We start from the raw sequence: 14,665 nt of genomic DNA on the forward strand, positions 1-14,665 counted from the left end.
GATGTTGCAGCAGAAGGAGGATGGCCATCAACCGGTCGGCTCGCACTCCCAAAACACTTCCAGCAAAACCGGTCAGGAGGTGACCGGTATTGGTCGACAAGATGCCGGCATGACAATCGATTTTCCCGAGCCCACCCGCATTCCGGTCAACGGTGTGGAACTCGAAGTCTTCGAAGCAGGCCGGCAGAACGCGGGGAACCCCATCGTGCTCTGTCACGGCTGGCCGGAGCACGCCTTCTCCTGGCGGCATCAGGTGCCCGCCCTCGCGGCAGCGGGATACCACGTCATCGTCCCGAACCAGCGGGGTTACGGCAACTCGTCGCGCCCGGCCGAAGTCACCGGCTACGACATCGCACACCTGTCGGGTGACCTCGTCGCACTGCTCGATCACTACGGATACGACGGTGCCACCTTCGTCGGTCATGATTGGGGTGCAGCCGTCGTCTGGGGCCTGACCCTGTTGCACCCGGACCGGGTCAACAAGGTGATCAACCTGAGCCTGCCGTACCTCGAACGCGGAGAAGTGCCCTGGATCGAGGGCATGGAAGCCGTGCTCGGCAGCGACTTCTACTTCGTCCACTTCAACCGGCAGCCGAGCGTCGCGGACGCCGTGTTCGAGGAGAACACGTTCCAGTTCCTTCGGAACCTGTACCGCAAGAACGTGCCCCCCGCAGAGCCTCAGCCGGGCAATGCGTTGATCAACCTCGCCCGAGCGGAAACCCCACTCGGCGAGCCCGTCATGAGCGACAGCGAACTGGCCGTCTTCGTCTCCGCCTTCGCATCAACAGGGTTCACGGGCGGAATCAACTGGTACCGAAACCTGGACCGCAACTGGCGGTTGCTGGCGGACGTGGACCCGATCATCCGACAGCCGACCCTCATGATCTATGGCAACCACGACACGGTGGCGAGGTCTGAAAGACTGACGGAATTCGTGCCGAATGTGGAAGTGGTCAGTCTGGACTGCGGTCATTGGATCCAGCAGGAGAAGCCTGAGGAAACGACCGAGGCGATTCTGACGTGGCTGGACCAGCGGGATGCCACCTAGCATTCCTGCAGGAGATCCGCTTCGCGGTCCGCTGACGCCCGGTTCTGCCCGGCTATCTATTGCCGCTACGTAGCTTGGCCGATATCGGCGGCCGGGTCGAGACCTTACTTCAAATGCGGCGCCGCATTTGAAGTAACCACTCCGGCGTGGCCGATCAGAACAGGGCCGGTCTGGGCGCCGGTGTCGGGGTCCCACACCCGCACCGTGCCGGATTGATCGATCGAAGTGGCGCCAGCACCTCGAGCTGCCACTTGAGCAGGGCGGACGGTCATGAATGTCGTTGTTACACTCCCGACCACCAAACCGGGGGGAGTTGCGGTGTCGGACATGTCGGATGGCGATGCGTTTCTGGATCCGGACGCCTCCCGCGAGTACCTGCGCTCCTGGAAGGACCGCGTCGATCAGCAGGCGGCGAACACCCAGGCCATGAGTGACCGGATCGGGCAGTTGCGGGTGAGCGCCGAGGACGGCAACCGGCTGGCCGAGGTGACGATCGACGCCTCCGGCCTGCTGGTGGAGCTGAAGCTCACCGACCGCATCCACCAGTTCGCCCCGGAGGTCGTGTCGCGGGCGGTGATGGCCGCGCTGCGCGATGCGCGGGTGAAAGCCGCTGCCCAGTCCCGGGAGATCGCGGTGGAGACGATGGGGCCCGACTCGCTGTCGGCGCGGACCATCGCCGACCGGATGCAGCAACTGCTCGAGCCGCCCGAGCCGGAGCCCGGCCCGCCGGGAGAAACCACGCCGGGCATCGGAAGGCACTGATCCGATGGCCGAGTCCTTCAACGTCGACGCGGCACAGCTGCGCCGGCACGCGGCACACGTGCAGGCAGTACGCGACCAGCTCGGCGCGATCAAGAGCGCCAGCGCAGCGATCGGGCAGAACGACGCCGCGTACGGGCTGCTCTGCGGCTGGATCGCCGGGATTCTCGAGGCCCGTCACCGGCGGCAGGACACGCTGTACAGCTACGTCGAGGAGAACCTGACACTAGCGGCGGAGGCACCGACCGCCAACGACTACGAGGCCACCGACACCGACGCCTCCGAGCGGATCCGCCGCTCGGGCGGGGCGAGGTAGCGACCGTGCCTGATCATTCGCTGGTCGCGGCCGCGACCTCGTCGCGTACTGGCACGACGGGCATGTCGCTGGTCGACGGGTTCCAAGGCCTGCAGCAGTCGGTCAACGGCGGCTCCTGGGTCGACGGCGCTTTGGCCGGCGGCGCCTTCGCCCTGGAAGCCGCCGCCACCGTGCTCGACCCGTTCAGCGCGCTGCTGTCCAACGGGCTCGGCTGGGCGATGGAACACTTCGAACCACTGCGCCAGGTCTTGGACAAGCTCGCCGGGATCCCCGACATGGTCATCGCGCACGCCGAGACCTGGAACAACATGGCCGGCGCCTTGCAGACCATGGCCGAGGACCTGCAGGCCGACCTCGCCGCCGACCTGCCCGACTGGTCCGGCTCCGCCGCCGACGCCTACCACAGCCTGATGGCCAACAACGTCGACGGGCTCGGCGGGCTGAGCGTGCTCGCCGCGACCATGTCCTCGGCCACCCGGGGCGCCGGGAACCTGGTGTCGTTCACCCGCGACATCGTCCGCGACCTGATCTGCGACCTGGTCGCCCGGGTGATCGTCTGGGCCGCCGAAGCCATCTTCGTCGTCACCATCCCGGTGGTGGCAGCGCAGATCGCCTCCGCGGTCGTGAAGTGGGCCGGGCGGATCCTCGGCTACACCACCGCCCTGATCACCAGCCTCACCAACCTGAAAGCGCTGATGGGGAGCTGAGCAGGGGAATGCCGAGAAGCCGCGGACGATCCGGCGGAGCCGACGACGGGGGCAGCGCACCCCGGCGCAGACCCGGCGGCAGCCACGCCGGCGACGTCGACGGCGGGCACACCGCCGTGCAGGCGGCCTTCACCGCCGGGCGGGTGAACACCAACGCCGGCGCCCGCACCGCCGACCCGGTGGCCAGCACCGTCACCGGCCAGCCCCTGCCCGCGGGTTACCGGTACGCACCCAACGGCCGCCTGCAAGGTCCGGACGGGCGGTGGGCGACCGACCCGACCGCGCCACCGAACTCCCACAACCGCGACACCGAATACCCGTCCGGCTACCGCCAGCCCACCCACGACTCCATGACCACCCGCTACACCGAGGAAGGACAGGTAGCCGGCGGGCCGCCTCGCGACCCCGCCACCGGCGAACGCATTCCCCGCGATCAGCTCACCTGGTACGACAGCCGGGGACGCCCGGTCCCGGCCGACCAATTGACTTATGAACACCACCGGCCCGTCGTCCAGCATTGGAACGACGAGGGACGTTTCACCTCACGAAGCGAAAGAAATGACTGGTACAATGACCCGTCGAACCTTTCGCCGATGTCACGCCCGGACAATTCCCGAGGCGGCTCGCTCATGCAGGATCGATACATTCAGGATACCGGGCCGGGATACAGCAATGACTCCAGCAATGATTAAAGCGGAATGGGATTGTCGTGACTGATATCGCAGCCGTCGTGCAAGGCTTCGGCGGAGCGCGGCCCCTGGACGGACTCGACGACAGCTGGACCTGGTCGACCGGCCGAATGTTCTCCTACGCGCTCGCGCTGACCACCGACAAGGCACACGCCGTCCAGATCAACGTCAAGGGCGAACTCGACACCGGCATGGCCGTCAGCGTCCTGTCGTACGCCCGCGAGCACAGCCCGCAGGTGCTGTCCGCCGCACCGTTCGCCGTGCTCGAAGGCTGGACCCCGCCGCCGCAGTCGCAGGCGCATTTCGACGTCGTCGCCGCGACGATCCCCGCCGTGCACCGTTACCACGAACTCAAGCACCCCGAACTCAACGAGGTCACCTACGCGGTGTTCCCCGCCTACCGGTGCGAGTTCAGCGGCCGCGAAACCCAGTCCGAGGCCGAGGACCGCTTCGACCGCATGCTCGAGGTCGCCGACCTCGCCCGCCTGGCCACCCCGTGGCTGCGGATGCGCTACGACAACCCCCGCACCCGCGGCGGCAGCGTCGGCACCGAACTCGGCCTGGCCTGGCCGGACAAACTCATCACCGAGCTCCGCAACCTGGAGAACTCCGAGGGCGCCTGGATCGACTTCGAAAACTTCCAGAACAAGCAGCGCCGCGCCTTCTGGCAGGACGGGCTGCGGCTGGCCGCCGGCGACGACTCACGGTCGGTGGACATGACCGAACTGATCGGCTACGCCCAGCAGTTCCTGTTCAAGGGCGTCGACGATGAATCTTGAGGTCGAATACGACAGCCCCATCCCGGACGCCACCACCGACGACATCCACGTCGCCTTCACGAAGCTGAGCAGCACCGGCCCCCGCTTCGCCGTCCTCGACCGCCGACCGCACCACTACATCCAGGCCTACGCCCTCGACTCCGGCGACCTCGACGTCGGCTACCGCGACGGCGGCCCCGACAAGGCCTACGAGACCGCGCACCCGCAACCCCGCGCCGCGGTCCTCGACGCCTTCCTCAGCTACCTCAACGACGACAACCGCTGGCGCACCGCCTTCGAATGGCAACGCACCGAGGACCAGCAATGACCGACGACCCGTACGCCGGCGCCGTCATGCCGGTCACCGACGCCTCCTACGTCGCCCGGGTCATCGACAGCCCCGTCCCCGTCCTGCTCGCCTTCCTCAAATATCCCGACAGCACCAGCCAAGCCCTGCGCCCGATCCTCACCGACGTGGCCCAGCAACGACCCGAACACCTGCGCGTCGCCATCATCGACGCCGCCACCAACCCCCAGACCACCGACCGGTGGGGAATCACCCAGATCCCCACCATGGTCCTGTTCCACCGCGGTGTCATGCAGCGCGTCCTGCTCGGCGTACGACCCGCCGCCAGACTCCTCGACGAGATCGACGAGGCTTTCAGCCGATAGCCAGATGGCTCGTCCAGCTGCTTGGCCGCCGGCCGGAAGTCGTCACTGTCCAGCGGCCAGACCCACAACGCCCTCACCGCGACCAGCAGCAGAACGACGACGGACAGGACGATACGGAGGGCAATGCGCATGGCCGTTCGGACGAACACGAGCAGCGATGGTTCACCGTCCGGTGTCCGGCGCTGACCGGGACGCCCTCGTCGAGCAGGCACCGGGCGGCTGCACACCCGTAACCGTTGCCTGCTCGGCGGTTGCCGACCCGCGATGATGAGCGGGTGCGATGGCGCACGGGGCCAGGAGAGAACGATCCGACGGAGCTATCTCGCCGGCAGCAGGACGGCGGAGGGGTGGGCGCCGTCGTGCAGGATCTGGATGGTCGTGACGTGGGAGGTCGTGGCCGTCGCGACGGGCTCGCCACCGCCGAGGTTGCGGGCGAACCGGGGGAACGCACCGGCGGACACCTGGACGCGCAAGCGGTGGCCGCGGCGGAAGACGTACGCGGTCGGTGACAGCTGGACGGTCACCTCGGTGATGCCGTCGGGCCGGACGGTGACCAGGTCGTCGCTGACGTTGATCGACCGGCCGCGTTCGTCGACGTCGCACAGCCGCACGAACAGGTCACAGCTGGGCCGATCGGCGCGCAGCCACACCTGCGCCGCGACCTCGCCGATCACCTCCAGGTCGGCCTCCAGCACCGGTGACGTGAACGTCAGCACGTCGGCCCGCTTCTCCAGCGGCCGGTTGTCCCTCGGGCCCGGCGCGTTCGCGTCCAGCTTCGGCCCGCCCAGCGACGGGGTCGGGTCGTCCGGGTCGTAGGTGAAGGCAGTCGGCGGCGAGGCCGGATTCACGTCGCGGGCCAGCCGACCGCCGGAACGCAGATGCCAGCGCTGCTGCGAGTAGCCGGCCGGCGGCCACTGGTCGAAGTCGCGCCACTGCTTCGCGCCCATCACGAACAGCCGGACCGGAGCCTGCCCGGGCGGTTGCTCGCCGCGGGCGAGCGCGGCGCCCCAGCCGGCCACCTCCCCGACAGCCGCGCCCATGCCCGCCGGGTCGGCGTGCCACCACGGGCCGACCGTCAGCCGGGGGTCACGGCCGGCGGCGGCCAGCGCCTGGAAGTCGCGCAACTGGTCGGTCAGGAAGATGTCGTACCAGCCGGTGACCGAGCTGACCGGGACCGTCACGTCGGCGACGGTGCCGCTGTGGTCCTCGTCCTTCCAGTACGGATCGTCCTGGTCGTGACGCAAGGTCTCCTGGAAGAACGGCGACCGGTGGCCGAGCAGCGCCTTGTCGACCTCCGTCAGGGGCAGGGTGGTCATCGCCGCGGCGACCCGCTTGCGGTCCAGGCCCAGCATGGACCGCAGCAACGCCCGCGGCCGTTCCTGCGTCTCGGTGTTCCACACCCAGTTGGTCAGCGTGTCCAGCTCGAACCGGCCGGGACGCAGCAGGCCCAGGGCCAGCCGCGACGAGGTGATGTGCGGAACCATCGCCTTGACCTGTACCGGCGCCTCGGCCGCGACCGCCCACGTGGTGTAGCCGAAGTAGCTGGAGCCGGCCAGCACCACGCCACCCTGGCCCCACGGCTGCCCCGCCAGCCAGCGCAGGGTGGCCAGGCCGTCCGCACGCTCGTGGCGCATGGCCAGGAAGCTGCCGCCGCCGGAGCCGAAGGTGCCACGGCTGCGCACCATCAGCACGTGCAGGCCACGCTCGGCGATGGCCCGCCCGTACATCCAGCCCAGCGGACCACCCGGCCCGTACGCGGTGCGCACCACCACCGTCGGCAACTGCTCCAGCGGCACGCCGGATGAGGCGGCCGGCGCCCAATGGTCGGCCAGCAAGGTCACCCCGTCCTCGACGGTGATGCGGATGTCCCGCTCGACGGTCACGTCGCGGGTGACGGCCGGCGGAAGCTTCAACATCCGTTCTCCGAGCCGACCGGCCAGTTTCGTGGCGACATTGTGCCTGGGGCGTGTCCTCACGGGGGTCTCCTGTTCGATGAAAAGCGGGTCTTACGGGACGAGGACGACGCGGCCTCGGGCGGTGTGGTTCTCCAGGCGCTCGTGAGCGGTCGCGGCGTCGGCGAGCGGCAGCAACTCGATCTCGGTGTCGGCCAGGCCGGAGGCGGCGGCCGTCAGCGCGGCGGCCGCAGCCGCCGGCACAGCCTGCGGGTGCGCCGGCAGATATCCGCCGGCGTTGAAGCCCGCCACGACGAAGTTGCCCTGCCAGACCCGGTTGCCGTCGACGCCGTGCTGCCAGTCACCGCCGGCGTTGCCGACCAGCAGCAGCCGGCCACCCGGGGCGAGCAGGCCCAGGCTGTCGGTGCGGACCTGGCCGCCGACCGGGTCGACGATCACGTCGAACTTCTCGTCACCGAGGGCGGTCGGCATGGTGGCTGAGTCGACGATCCGGTCGTACGGAAGCCGGCCGGCTCCGGCCCCGGCCAGCCGCTCGCCGCGCACGGTGCCGACCACCCGGGTAGCACCGAGCTGCTTGGCGATGCCGGGGAACGCTGCCGCGAGGCCGCCGAACGCGCCGTGGACCAGGACCCGGTCGCCCGGATGCAGCTGGATCGGGCCGGTGAGGGCGACGTGGGCCATGAGCGCGTTGGGCACGACGGCGACCGCGAGAGCCGGGTCGAGATCGTGGGCCTGTGTCGACAGCACCCGCGCCCGGTCGCTGACGTACACCGACGCGTACCCGCCGGTGGCCGAGGCCGACAGGGTGACCACCTGCTCGCCGATCGCCAGATCGGTGACCCCCGCACCGAGCGCCCGGACCGTGCCGGCGACCTCGAGACCGGGCACGTACGGCGGCTGCGGCAGGCCCGGCACCCCCTCGTACAGCCCTTGCCGCAGGTAGACGTCGATCAGCCCGACCGCCGCGTGGGTCACGTCGATCGCGACCTGGCCGGGGCCGGGCTCCGGGTCCGGCAGCTCGGTGAGCGCCAGCACGTGCGGTTGTCCGAACTGGGTGACCTGAACTGCCTTCACCGTGACTCCCTCGAAATTTAACGCACTCTGTGATGCGTTAAGTGCCGACAGCCTAGCCTGACGCTCTAACGCATCGCAAGGTGCGTTAGAGTGGATTCATGCGCCAGCGGGCTCGATCGACCGACGACAAACACCGCCGCTCCGAGGACCTCCTGGTGGCGGCCGAGGCGATCGCCCTCGAGCGGGGCGGCGTACGGTTCGTCACCCTGGCGCCCGTCACGGAGCGAGCCGGCCTGCACCGCACCGGCGTCCGGCGCTACTACGCCAGCAAGGAGGAACTACTCCTCGAGCTGGCCGAACGAGGCTGGCGACAGTGGAGCACCGCGATCACCGACAAGGCCGAGGAGAGCGGGCTGACGCCCCAAGACGTCGCGACGGTGCTGGCCGACACCATCGCGTCCCTGCCGGTGTTCTGCGACCTGCTGACCCACGTCACGCTGAGCCTCGAGGGCGACGTCGACATCGAGCGGGCCCGGCAGTACAAGACGAACTCGTTCGCCGCCTACGACCGGATCGTGGCCGCGCTGCACCGCGCGAGCAGCATGACCGTCGAGCAGGTCCAGGCCCTGATCGCCGCCACCCTCGCGTTCGCCGCCAGCTTCTGGCAGGTGTCACACCCCACGCCGACCCTCGCGGCGCTGTACGAGCAGGTGCCGGACTGGGGCCACGTCGCCCTCGACTTCCAGCCCCGCCTGCGGCTGTTGCTCCAGTCCACCGCCGTCGGGCTGACCGAGACCCTCCCCGCCACCTGACACCGGTGGGCGTCCGCGGGTCCTCGATCCTCACCGGCGGAGCCGAACACCACTGAAGCGGCAGACCTTGGCCGGCGGCTGCCGGTTCGAGGTACGCCTGCCCGCCGGTGGACGTCAGGCGCGCACCAGGCCGGTCTGATAGGCGATGACGACGAGTTGGGCGCGGTCGCGGGCACCGAGCTTGGACATCGTGCGAGCGAGGTGTGACTTGACGGTCAGCGGCGACAGGTAGAGCCGCTCGGCGATCTGCTCGTTCGACATGCCCTGCGACACCAGGGCCAGGACCTCCCGCTCGCGGTTGGTCAGCCCGCCCAGCTCGGGCGCCGCGGGCAGCGCGCTCGCCGCCGGCTGATCCAGCAAGTGCCTGATCAGGCCCTTGGTCGCGGCCGGCGAGAGCAACGCGTCACCGTCGGCCACCACCCGGATCGCGGTGACCAGTTCGGCGGGCTCGACGTGCTTGCCGAGGAAGCCGCTGGCGCCCGCGCGCAGCGCCAGCAGCACGTTGTCGTCATCCTCGAAGGTGGTCAGGACCAGCACGCGGACGGCGGCCAGGGCCGCGTCCTGGGCGATCCGGCGGGTCGCTTCCAGGCCATCCATCTGGGGCATGCGCAGATCCATGAGTACGACGTCCGCCCGCTCCGCCCGGGCCACATCGATCGCCTCGCGCCCGGTGCAGGCCTCGCCGACCACCTCGATGTCGGGTTCGAGGTCGACGAACATCCGGAACCCGGCCCGGATCAGGGCCTGATCGTCGGCGAGCACCAGCCGGATCATCGGGGTGGCGCCGAGAGCTCGGCATGCACGGCGAAGCCCCCGTCGCGGGACGGGCCGGCGCGGAAGACGCCACCGTTGGCGGCGACGCGTTCGCTCATCCCGAGGATGCCGAAGCCGGAACCGCCGGCCGCGCCCTGTCCGCCGATCGTGTTGGCGATGTCCACAGTGACCCCACCGCCGTGGTAGGCGACGGTCAGCCGGACGGCCCCGTCGCCGTGCTTCCGCGCGTTGGTCAGCCCCTCCTGGATGATCCGGTACGCCGCCAGGTCGGCCAGCACCGGCAACTCGCGCGGCGTACCCGTCTGGTGATGATCGACCCGCAACCCGGTCGCGCCGAAGTCGTCCAGCAACCCGGTCAGCTGCGCCAGGCCCGGCGTCGGCTCGACGACCAGGCTGTCGCGCCGGGCCGTCTGCCGCAGCAGCCCGATCACCGATGTCATCTCCCTGAGCACGGTGTCGGACAGCCGGCTGATGTTCTCCAGCGCCGGGGCCACCTGCTCGGGCCGGTGCGTCAAGATGTTCCGCGCACCGCTGGCCTGGACCTTGATCGCGGCGATGTGGTGGGCCACGACGTCGTGCAGTTCGCGCGCTATGCGTACCCGTTCGTGGGCGACCCGCAGCCGGGCCTCCTCCTCGCGCGACTGCTCGGCCGCGCGGGCGCGTTCCTCCACCTCGGCGATGTAGGCGCGGCGGCTGCGGGTGGCGTCGCCGATCGCCGCGCCCACCCCTACCCACGCGATGGAGCCGAGAGCGTCGCCGGCGGCACGGGCCCAGACCAGCTGGCTCGTGAGCAGGACGGCGGCGACGACCCCGGCGAGGACCCAGGCGGCGCGGCGGCCGACGCTGGTCGTGCAGGTGTAGACCAGCAGGGCGATCACGCCGGTGACCACCGGGTTCTCGGAGCGCTGCAGGACGGTCAGGCCGAGCGCCAGCGCGACCGTCCAGGCCAGCGCGACGACGGGGAAGCGGCGGCGCAGCACCACGGCGGCCAGCGCCAGCAGGAACACCGGGACGTCCCAGGGCCCGACGCGCGGGCGTCCGGGGTCGTCGACCACGAGCATGCCGACTCCCGCGACGAGGAGCACCAGCGCGAGGAGCGCGTCCTCGGCGATCGGGTGCCGCTTCAGCCAAGCCAGGGCCATGGCCGTGATAGTAGGCAGGGCCGGCCGCACTCGGCATCGTCCACCTGTAGTAGCCCGCGCGTGCCACATTGGTCTGTCGGGAGTAGTCCACTTTGCCTTCTCCAGGCGGATTGCCGACCAATCAGCGGCTGGGCGAGGGTCATGGCTCATGAGACCTTTGCTGACCGGCGCCGCCCTCATGGCCATGACCCTGCCGCTGATCACGGCCTGTGCCGCCGACGAGCCTGCCGCCGAACATGCGCCGGCTGGCCGAGACCGTCCCGGAGACGATCGTCCACGGCGACTTCGAGTCGAAGAACATCGTGCTGACCGACGCCGGGCCGTGCGCGGTCGACTGGTCGTCCGCGCAGGTCGGCGCCCACCTCAGCGACCTGTACGGCCTGGTCCGCGACGCCGGGCTGGTCGGCGGGCCGACGGACGCGATCGTCGCCGCGTACGCGGCCGAGACCGCGCCGGTGGCCGACCTGGAGTGGCAGCTGGCCCTCGGCGGCACGGTGTGGACCCTGCGGGCGCTGCGGTGGGTGCTCGAGGAGGGCATCCACGTGGTGCCGGAGTCGATGACGTGGATCGACGAACTGGTCGAGCGCGCCGGCCACGTCACCGCCGCCCTGCGGGTCGCGGCCTGACGCCTGGCTCCGCACCGCCTCGGCCTCAGCCGATAGGCTCCGGCCATCGACGACAACCTGATCCTCCGGCTGCAGCGCGAGTTCGACGACGCCGAGCTACGGTCCGACACCGGCTGGCACGAGCGCATGCTCACCGGCGACTTCCAATCCATCGGCGAGCAGGGCTTCGTTCTGGACAAGGCGCGGTGGATCGCCATGCACGCCGAGTTCCGGTTCCTCAGCCTGCGGACCAGCGAGATCACCGTCCGGCGCTACGACCGGAGCGCGATCGTCCGGGGCGTGCAGCACGGCGAAGCCACCTGGAACGGCCAGACCATGGCTCTGAATGTCAGGTTCAGTCAGGTCTGGGTGGAGCAGGCGGACGGCTGGCGGCTCGCCGCCCTGCAGTTCAGTTCTCTCGGGAGCGGCGCCGGGTGACACCGACGCCGGCCGCGGTGACGAGCACCAGGGCCGCGATCGGGACCGGGCCGAGGTGCTGGTTCAGGATGAGCAGTCCGGCGATGGCCGCGGCGGCCGGTTGCAGGCTCATGAGCACACCGAAGACGCGCGTGGACAGGTGGCGCAGGGTGATCAGTTCGAGGGCGTACGGCACGACCGAGGACAGCACCGCGACCGCGACCACCCCGGGGATCAGGCTCGGGTGGTGGAGCACCGAGGCGGCCCCGGACGCGCCGAACGGCAGGACCATCAGCGTGCCGACGGCGAACGTCACCGCCAGGCCGCCGAGACCGGGCACTGCCTGACCGACCCGGGCCGCGAACATGATGTAACCGGCCCCGCACGCGCCGGCCGCGAGCGCCAGCGCCAGACCCGCGAGCGGGATGTCCGTCCCGACGCGAAGGCCGAGCAGCGCGACACCCGTCCCGGCCAGCAGCGCCCAGAGCAGGTCGGCCGGGCGCCGGGTCTGCACCAGCGACAACACCAGCGGGCCGACGAACGACGCGGTCACCACGATGCCCTGGGACGCGATGCTCAACGCCAGATAGCTCAGCATGTTGAGGCCCGCGGCGAAGACGCCCAGCAGGGCCACCGACCACCACGCCGAGGCCGTCCAGGACCGCACCCGCGGACGCGCGACGACCGCCAGGATCGGGGCGGCGACGGCCAGGCGCAGCAGAAGCACGCCGGACGGCCCGAGGTCGTCGAACATCGTGCGGGCGATCGCGCCGCCGACCTGCGAGCAGGCGACCGACAACAACACGAGGAGTGGCATCGCCTCGACCGTAGGTGAGCCGCCGATTCACCTGGTACGAAGCTGTACCGATGCATGCGTTTGCCGACCCGCTCGGGCGGGCATCGGTCGCACGTGGAGCGTGGCCAGACGATCGGCGGACGTTATCGGTTGATGGAGCCGCTCGGTAGCGGCGGGATGTCGGTGGTGTGGCGGGCCGAGGACGAGTTGCTCGGGCGCGAGGTGGCGGTGAAGGTGCTGTCGGCCGACGTGTCGGCGGACCCGGCGTCACTCCACCGGCTGTATGCCGAGGCTCGTGCCGCTGCGGGGCTGCGGCACGACAACGTGGTCGAGGTGTACGACTACGGCGAGACCGGGGTCAACGGCGTGCCCATGCCGTACGTCGTCATGGAGCTCGTGGAAGGACGGCCGCTGAGCGCGCTGCTCAGCGCGGGACCGCTCCCCTGGCGGCTTGCCATGCTGGTCGGCGCCCAGGTCGCGGCGGCGCTGGCGGCCGCACACGACCGCGGCGTCGTGCACCGCGACGTCAAGCCCGCCAACGTGATGGTGGCGGCGGACGGGGTCAAGCTGGTCGACTTCGGCATCTCCGCCGCGGTCGGCGACCTGGACACCGTCGCCGGGCGGATCTTCGGCACGCCGGCCTACCTCGCGCCGGAACGGCTGAGCAGCGGGATGGTCCGGCCCGCGACCGACGTGTACGCGCTCGGTCTGCTGCTCTACCTGATGCTCGCGGGGCGGCTGCCGTGGAACGCGTCGACCACCACGCAGATGCTGATCGCCCACCGGTACCGCGACCCGGCCGCGCTGCCCGCCGTGGCGGACCTGCCCGCCGAGGTCGTCGATCTGATCCGGCGGTGCCTGGCCAAGAACCCGTCGGACCGGCCGCCCGCGGTCGCCGCCGCCCGGATCCTCCGCAAGGCCGCCGGCCTGCCCGCGCTGACCCTGCTGACCAGCCTGAGCGCCGATCAGAGCAGGAACCGCGCGGCGGAGACCCCGACCGAGCCGGTGTCCACCCGGTCGGTGCCGGTCCCGGTGGTCCGGCGGATCGTGGACGGGCCGATGCGGCACCTGGTGGCCGCGGGCAGCGCCTTGTTCGTCGCGATCGTGACGGTGGGCCTGGTCCTCTGGCCGTCCACTGCCCGTCAGGAACCCGCCGCCGCCGATCAGGTGAAACCGGCGGCGCTGACCTGCCGGGTGACCTTCGTGACGCGGCTGCTCGCCACCGGCGACTCGACCTCGACCGTGACCGTGGCCAACACCGCCCCGGCGGCCATCGGCGCCTGGACCCTCGCGTTCCGGCTCCCCGGCGACCAGCGGCTGGCCCGCGGATCCGACGCCGGGTGGCGGCAGACCGGAGACGTCCTCCAGGCTCGGGGGCGCTCGCTCCCCCCGGGCAAGCCGGTGACGACGACGTTCCGCACCTCGCACGGCGCGACAGCCACGCTCCCGCAGTCGTTCACGCTGAACGACGTCGCCTGCCGGTCGGAGCTCTCCGTGCAGGGCGTGCCGGCCACGATGACCACGGCTCGTCAGAAGGTGGCAACGCCGAAGCCCAAGCCGAAGGTGACCAAGACCAAGCAGAAGGCGCGACCGCACCCGCCCCGGACGAGGTTCAAGCTCCCACCGGTCCACCCGCCGCCGCACCGGCGGCCGTAGGGTCTGGTGCGTGCGAGACGACCTCGAGGAGCGCGTGGAACGACATGCCCGGCTCTCCACGACGCTCGCCGCGATGTCCGACGCCGAGCTCCGGACGCTGGTGGCCGACGCCGAGGACGCGGCGATCTGGCTGAAAGCCCGCATCGACCAGGCCTGACCGCCCGCGACGATCGGTGCCCGAAAGGGCAACCGCGTCTGCCTCCGCACCGGTTCTCCCGGGACTGCCGCTCGCTCCGGCCTGGTCTGACGCTGGAGTCCGGAGCGGACTCGGGGAGAGCGAACACGGCCATGCGGGAGGCAGATCAGGAGCGAGACCCGGAGCTCTCGGCAGCACGCCCGCCTCAGCCGAGCGGCGGGCCGACAACCGAGACACCGGTGGAGGTGCGTCGTCCACCGGCAGCGCGACCGGTCAGCGTGTCGACGGCGCAGCGCATCCAGTCGGCCGTCGGCAACCGGGCGCTCTCCGCGATGCTGGCTCAGCGCCGCACCACCGCTCCCGCGACACCTGTCGGCGCCTCCGCTCCGGCGACGCCTGCCGCCATCTCCGCTCCGGCGACGGCCGTCGACACCTCTGCCTTGGCGGCGCC

Annotated in this window: 19 protein-coding genes; 14 read left to right on the forward strand and 5 right to left on the reverse strand. The window is 70.6% G+C overall.

All coding sequences use genetic code 11. The features are described from left to right. Position 1 precedes the first annotated feature (1 nt). The 8 genes from QSK31_RS46255 to QSK31_RS46290 all read left to right on the forward strand — a co-directional run bounded on the left by QSK31_RS46255 (position 2) and on the right by QSK31_RS46290 (position 4,949). Positions 2-1,048, forward strand: a complete 1,047-nt coding sequence (locus QSK31_RS46255) for an alpha/beta fold hydrolase (RefSeq protein ID WP_285691526.1) — start codon at positions 2-4, stop codon at positions 1,046-1,048. A gap of 327 nt (positions 1,049-1,375) precedes the next feature. After that, positions 1,376-1,810: a YbaB/EbfC family nucleoid-associated protein gene (locus tag QSK31_RS46260; protein ID WP_285691527.1), complete on the forward strand. Its 435-nt coding sequence runs from the start codon at positions 1,376-1,378 to the stop codon at positions 1,808-1,810. Positions 1,811-1,814: 4 nt separating this feature from the next. Next, positions 1,815-2,123: a type VII secretion target gene (locus QSK31_RS46265; RefSeq protein ID WP_285691528.1), complete on the forward strand. Its 309-nt coding sequence runs from the start codon at positions 1,815-1,817 to the stop codon at positions 2,121-2,123. Between the two features lie 5 nt (positions 2,124-2,128). Then, entirely contained in the window at positions 2,129-2,830 is a 702-nt protein-coding gene (locus QSK31_RS46270; RefSeq protein WP_285691529.1) for a WXG100 family type VII secretion target, read from the forward strand. A 116-nt stretch (positions 2,831-2,946) separates the two neighbouring features. Further along, positions 2,947-3,522 (forward strand): GH-E family nuclease, encoded by a 576-nt coding sequence (locus tag QSK31_RS46275; RefSeq protein WP_285691530.1) that lies wholly within the window; start codon positions 2,947-2,949, stop codon positions 3,520-3,522. A gap of 17 nt (positions 3,523-3,539) precedes the next feature. Further along, positions 3,540-4,298: a hypothetical protein gene (locus tag QSK31_RS46280; protein ID WP_285691531.1), complete on the forward strand. Its 759-nt coding sequence runs from the start codon at positions 3,540-3,542 to the stop codon at positions 4,296-4,298. After that, on the forward strand, positions 4,288-4,605 hold the full coding sequence (locus QSK31_RS46285) for a hypothetical protein (RefSeq protein WP_285691533.1): 318 nt from the start codon (positions 4,288-4,290) through the stop codon (positions 4,603-4,605). The genes QSK31_RS46280 and QSK31_RS46285 overlap by 11 nt, the downstream gene beginning before the upstream one ends. Next, complete coding sequence (locus QSK31_RS46290; protein WP_285691534.1) at positions 4,602-4,949, forward strand: thioredoxin family protein; 348 nt, start codon at positions 4,602-4,604, stop codon at positions 4,947-4,949. The genes QSK31_RS46285 and QSK31_RS46290 overlap by 4 nt, the downstream gene beginning before the upstream one ends. Before the next feature lie 317 nt (positions 4,950-5,266). Here the strand turns inward: QSK31_RS46290 and QSK31_RS46295 are convergent, their stop codons facing one another. Further along, a complete protein-coding gene (locus tag QSK31_RS46295; protein WP_285691535.1) occupies positions 5,267-6,865 on the reverse strand; it encodes a CocE/NonD family hydrolase in 1,599 nt (532 codons plus the stop codon). Positions 6,866-6,955: 90 nt separating this feature from the next. Continuing rightward, entirely contained in the window at positions 6,956-7,936 is a 981-nt protein-coding gene (locus QSK31_RS46300) for a quinone oxidoreductase family protein (protein ID WP_285691536.1), read from the reverse strand. A 98-nt stretch (positions 7,937-8,034) separates the two neighbouring features. Between QSK31_RS46300 and QSK31_RS46305 the strand changes: the two genes are divergently transcribed. Next, complete coding sequence (locus QSK31_RS46305) at positions 8,035-8,688, forward strand: TetR family transcriptional regulator (protein WP_285691537.1); 654 nt, start codon at positions 8,035-8,037, stop codon at positions 8,686-8,688. 114 nt (positions 8,689-8,802) lie between these two features. Here QSK31_RS46305 and QSK31_RS46310 read toward each other — a convergent pair whose 3' ends face one another. Together QSK31_RS46310 and QSK31_RS46315 are read right to left on the reverse strand one after the other, a co-directional pair. Next, positions 8,803-9,462, reverse strand: a complete 660-nt coding sequence (locus QSK31_RS46310) for a response regulator (protein ID WP_285691538.1) — start codon at positions 9,460-9,462, stop codon at positions 8,803-8,805. Then, entirely contained in the window at positions 9,459-10,604 is a 1,146-nt protein-coding gene (locus QSK31_RS46315) for a sensor histidine kinase (protein WP_285691539.1), read from the reverse strand. Before QSK31_RS46315 ends, QSK31_RS46310 begins: the two co-directional genes overlap by 4 nt. Before the next feature lie 209 nt (positions 10,605-10,813). Between QSK31_RS46315 and QSK31_RS46320 the strand changes: the two genes are divergently transcribed. After that, the gene (locus tag QSK31_RS46320) at positions 10,814-11,230 is read left to right on the forward strand and encodes a phosphotransferase (RefSeq protein ID WP_285691540.1); all 417 of its coding nucleotides are present in this window, start codon (positions 10,814-10,816) and stop codon (positions 11,228-11,230) included. Positions 11,231-11,299: 69 nt separating this feature from the next. Further along, positions 11,300-11,647 (forward strand): nuclear transport factor 2 family protein, encoded by a 348-nt coding sequence (locus QSK31_RS46325; protein WP_285691550.1) that lies wholly within the window; start codon positions 11,300-11,302, stop codon positions 11,645-11,647. Here QSK31_RS46325 and QSK31_RS46330 read toward each other — a convergent pair. After that, positions 11,619-12,443, reverse strand: a complete 825-nt coding sequence (locus tag QSK31_RS46330; RefSeq protein ID WP_285691542.1) for an EamA family transporter — start codon at positions 12,441-12,443, stop codon at positions 11,619-11,621. The genes QSK31_RS46325 and QSK31_RS46330 overlap by 29 nt on opposite strands. 132 nt (positions 12,444-12,575) lie before the next feature. On the opposite strand from QSK31_RS46330, the gene QSK31_RS46335 reads away from it, so the two are divergent. The 3 genes from QSK31_RS46335 to QSK31_RS46345 form a co-directional block, all read left to right on the forward strand. Further along, positions 12,576-14,078: a serine/threonine-protein kinase gene (locus QSK31_RS46335; RefSeq protein WP_285691544.1), complete on the forward strand. Its 1,503-nt coding sequence runs from the start codon at positions 12,576-12,578 to the stop codon at positions 14,076-14,078. A gap of 10 nt (positions 14,079-14,088) precedes the next feature. Next, the gene (locus tag QSK31_RS46340; RefSeq protein WP_285691545.1) at positions 14,089-14,235 is read left to right on the forward strand and encodes a hypothetical protein; all 147 of its coding nucleotides are present in this window, start codon (positions 14,089-14,091) and stop codon (positions 14,233-14,235) included. A gap of 218 nt (positions 14,236-14,453) precedes the next feature. Beyond that, on the forward strand, positions 14,454-14,665 hold a 212-nt coding region (locus tag QSK31_RS46345), incomplete at its 3' end, for a hypothetical protein (RefSeq protein WP_285691547.1).

The organism is Actinoplanes sp. NBRC 103695 (assembly GCF_030269485.1).
Lineage (GTDB): Bacteria > Actinomycetota > Actinomycetes > Mycobacteriales > Micromonosporaceae > Actinoplanes.

Coding starts and splice junctions, on each gene's coding strand:
- QSK31_RS46255 (WP_285691526.1), top strand. CDS start 2: ATGTTGCAGCAGAAGGAGGATGGCCATCAACCGGTCGGCTCGCACTCC.
- QSK31_RS46260 (WP_285691527.1), top strand. CDS start 1,376: ATGTCGGATGGCGATGCGTTTCTGGATCCGGACGCCTCCCGCGAGTAC.
- QSK31_RS46265 (WP_285691528.1), top strand. CDS start 1,815: ATGGCCGAGTCCTTCAACGTCGACGCGGCACAGCTGCGCCGGCACGCG.
- QSK31_RS46285 (WP_285691533.1), top strand. CDS start 4,288: ATGAATCTTGAGGTCGAATACGACAGCCCCATCCCGGACGCCACCACC.
- QSK31_RS46290 (WP_285691534.1), top strand. CDS start 4,602: ATGACCGACGACCCGTACGCCGGCGCCGTCATGCCGGTCACCGACGCC.
- QSK31_RS46295 (WP_285691535.1), bottom strand. CDS start 6,865: ATGTTGAAGCTTCCGCCGGCCGTCACCCGCGACGTGACCGTCGAGCGG.
- QSK31_RS46305 (WP_285691537.1), top strand. CDS start 8,035: ATGCGCCAGCGGGCTCGATCGACCGACGACAAACACCGCCGCTCCGAG.
- QSK31_RS46310 (WP_285691538.1), bottom strand. CDS start 9,462: ATGATCCGGCTGGTGCTCGCCGACGATCAGGCCCTGATCCGGGCCGGG.
- QSK31_RS46315 (WP_285691539.1), bottom strand. CDS start 10,604: ATGGCCCTGGCTTGGCTGAAGCGGCACCCGATCGCCGAGGACGCGCTC.
- QSK31_RS46330 (WP_285691542.1), bottom strand. CDS start 12,443: ATGCCACTCCTCGTGTTGTTGTCGGTCGCCTGCTCGCAGGTCGGCGGC.
- QSK31_RS46335 (WP_285691544.1), top strand. CDS start 12,576: ATGGAGCCGCTCGGTAGCGGCGGGATGTCGGTGGTGTGGCGGGCCGAG.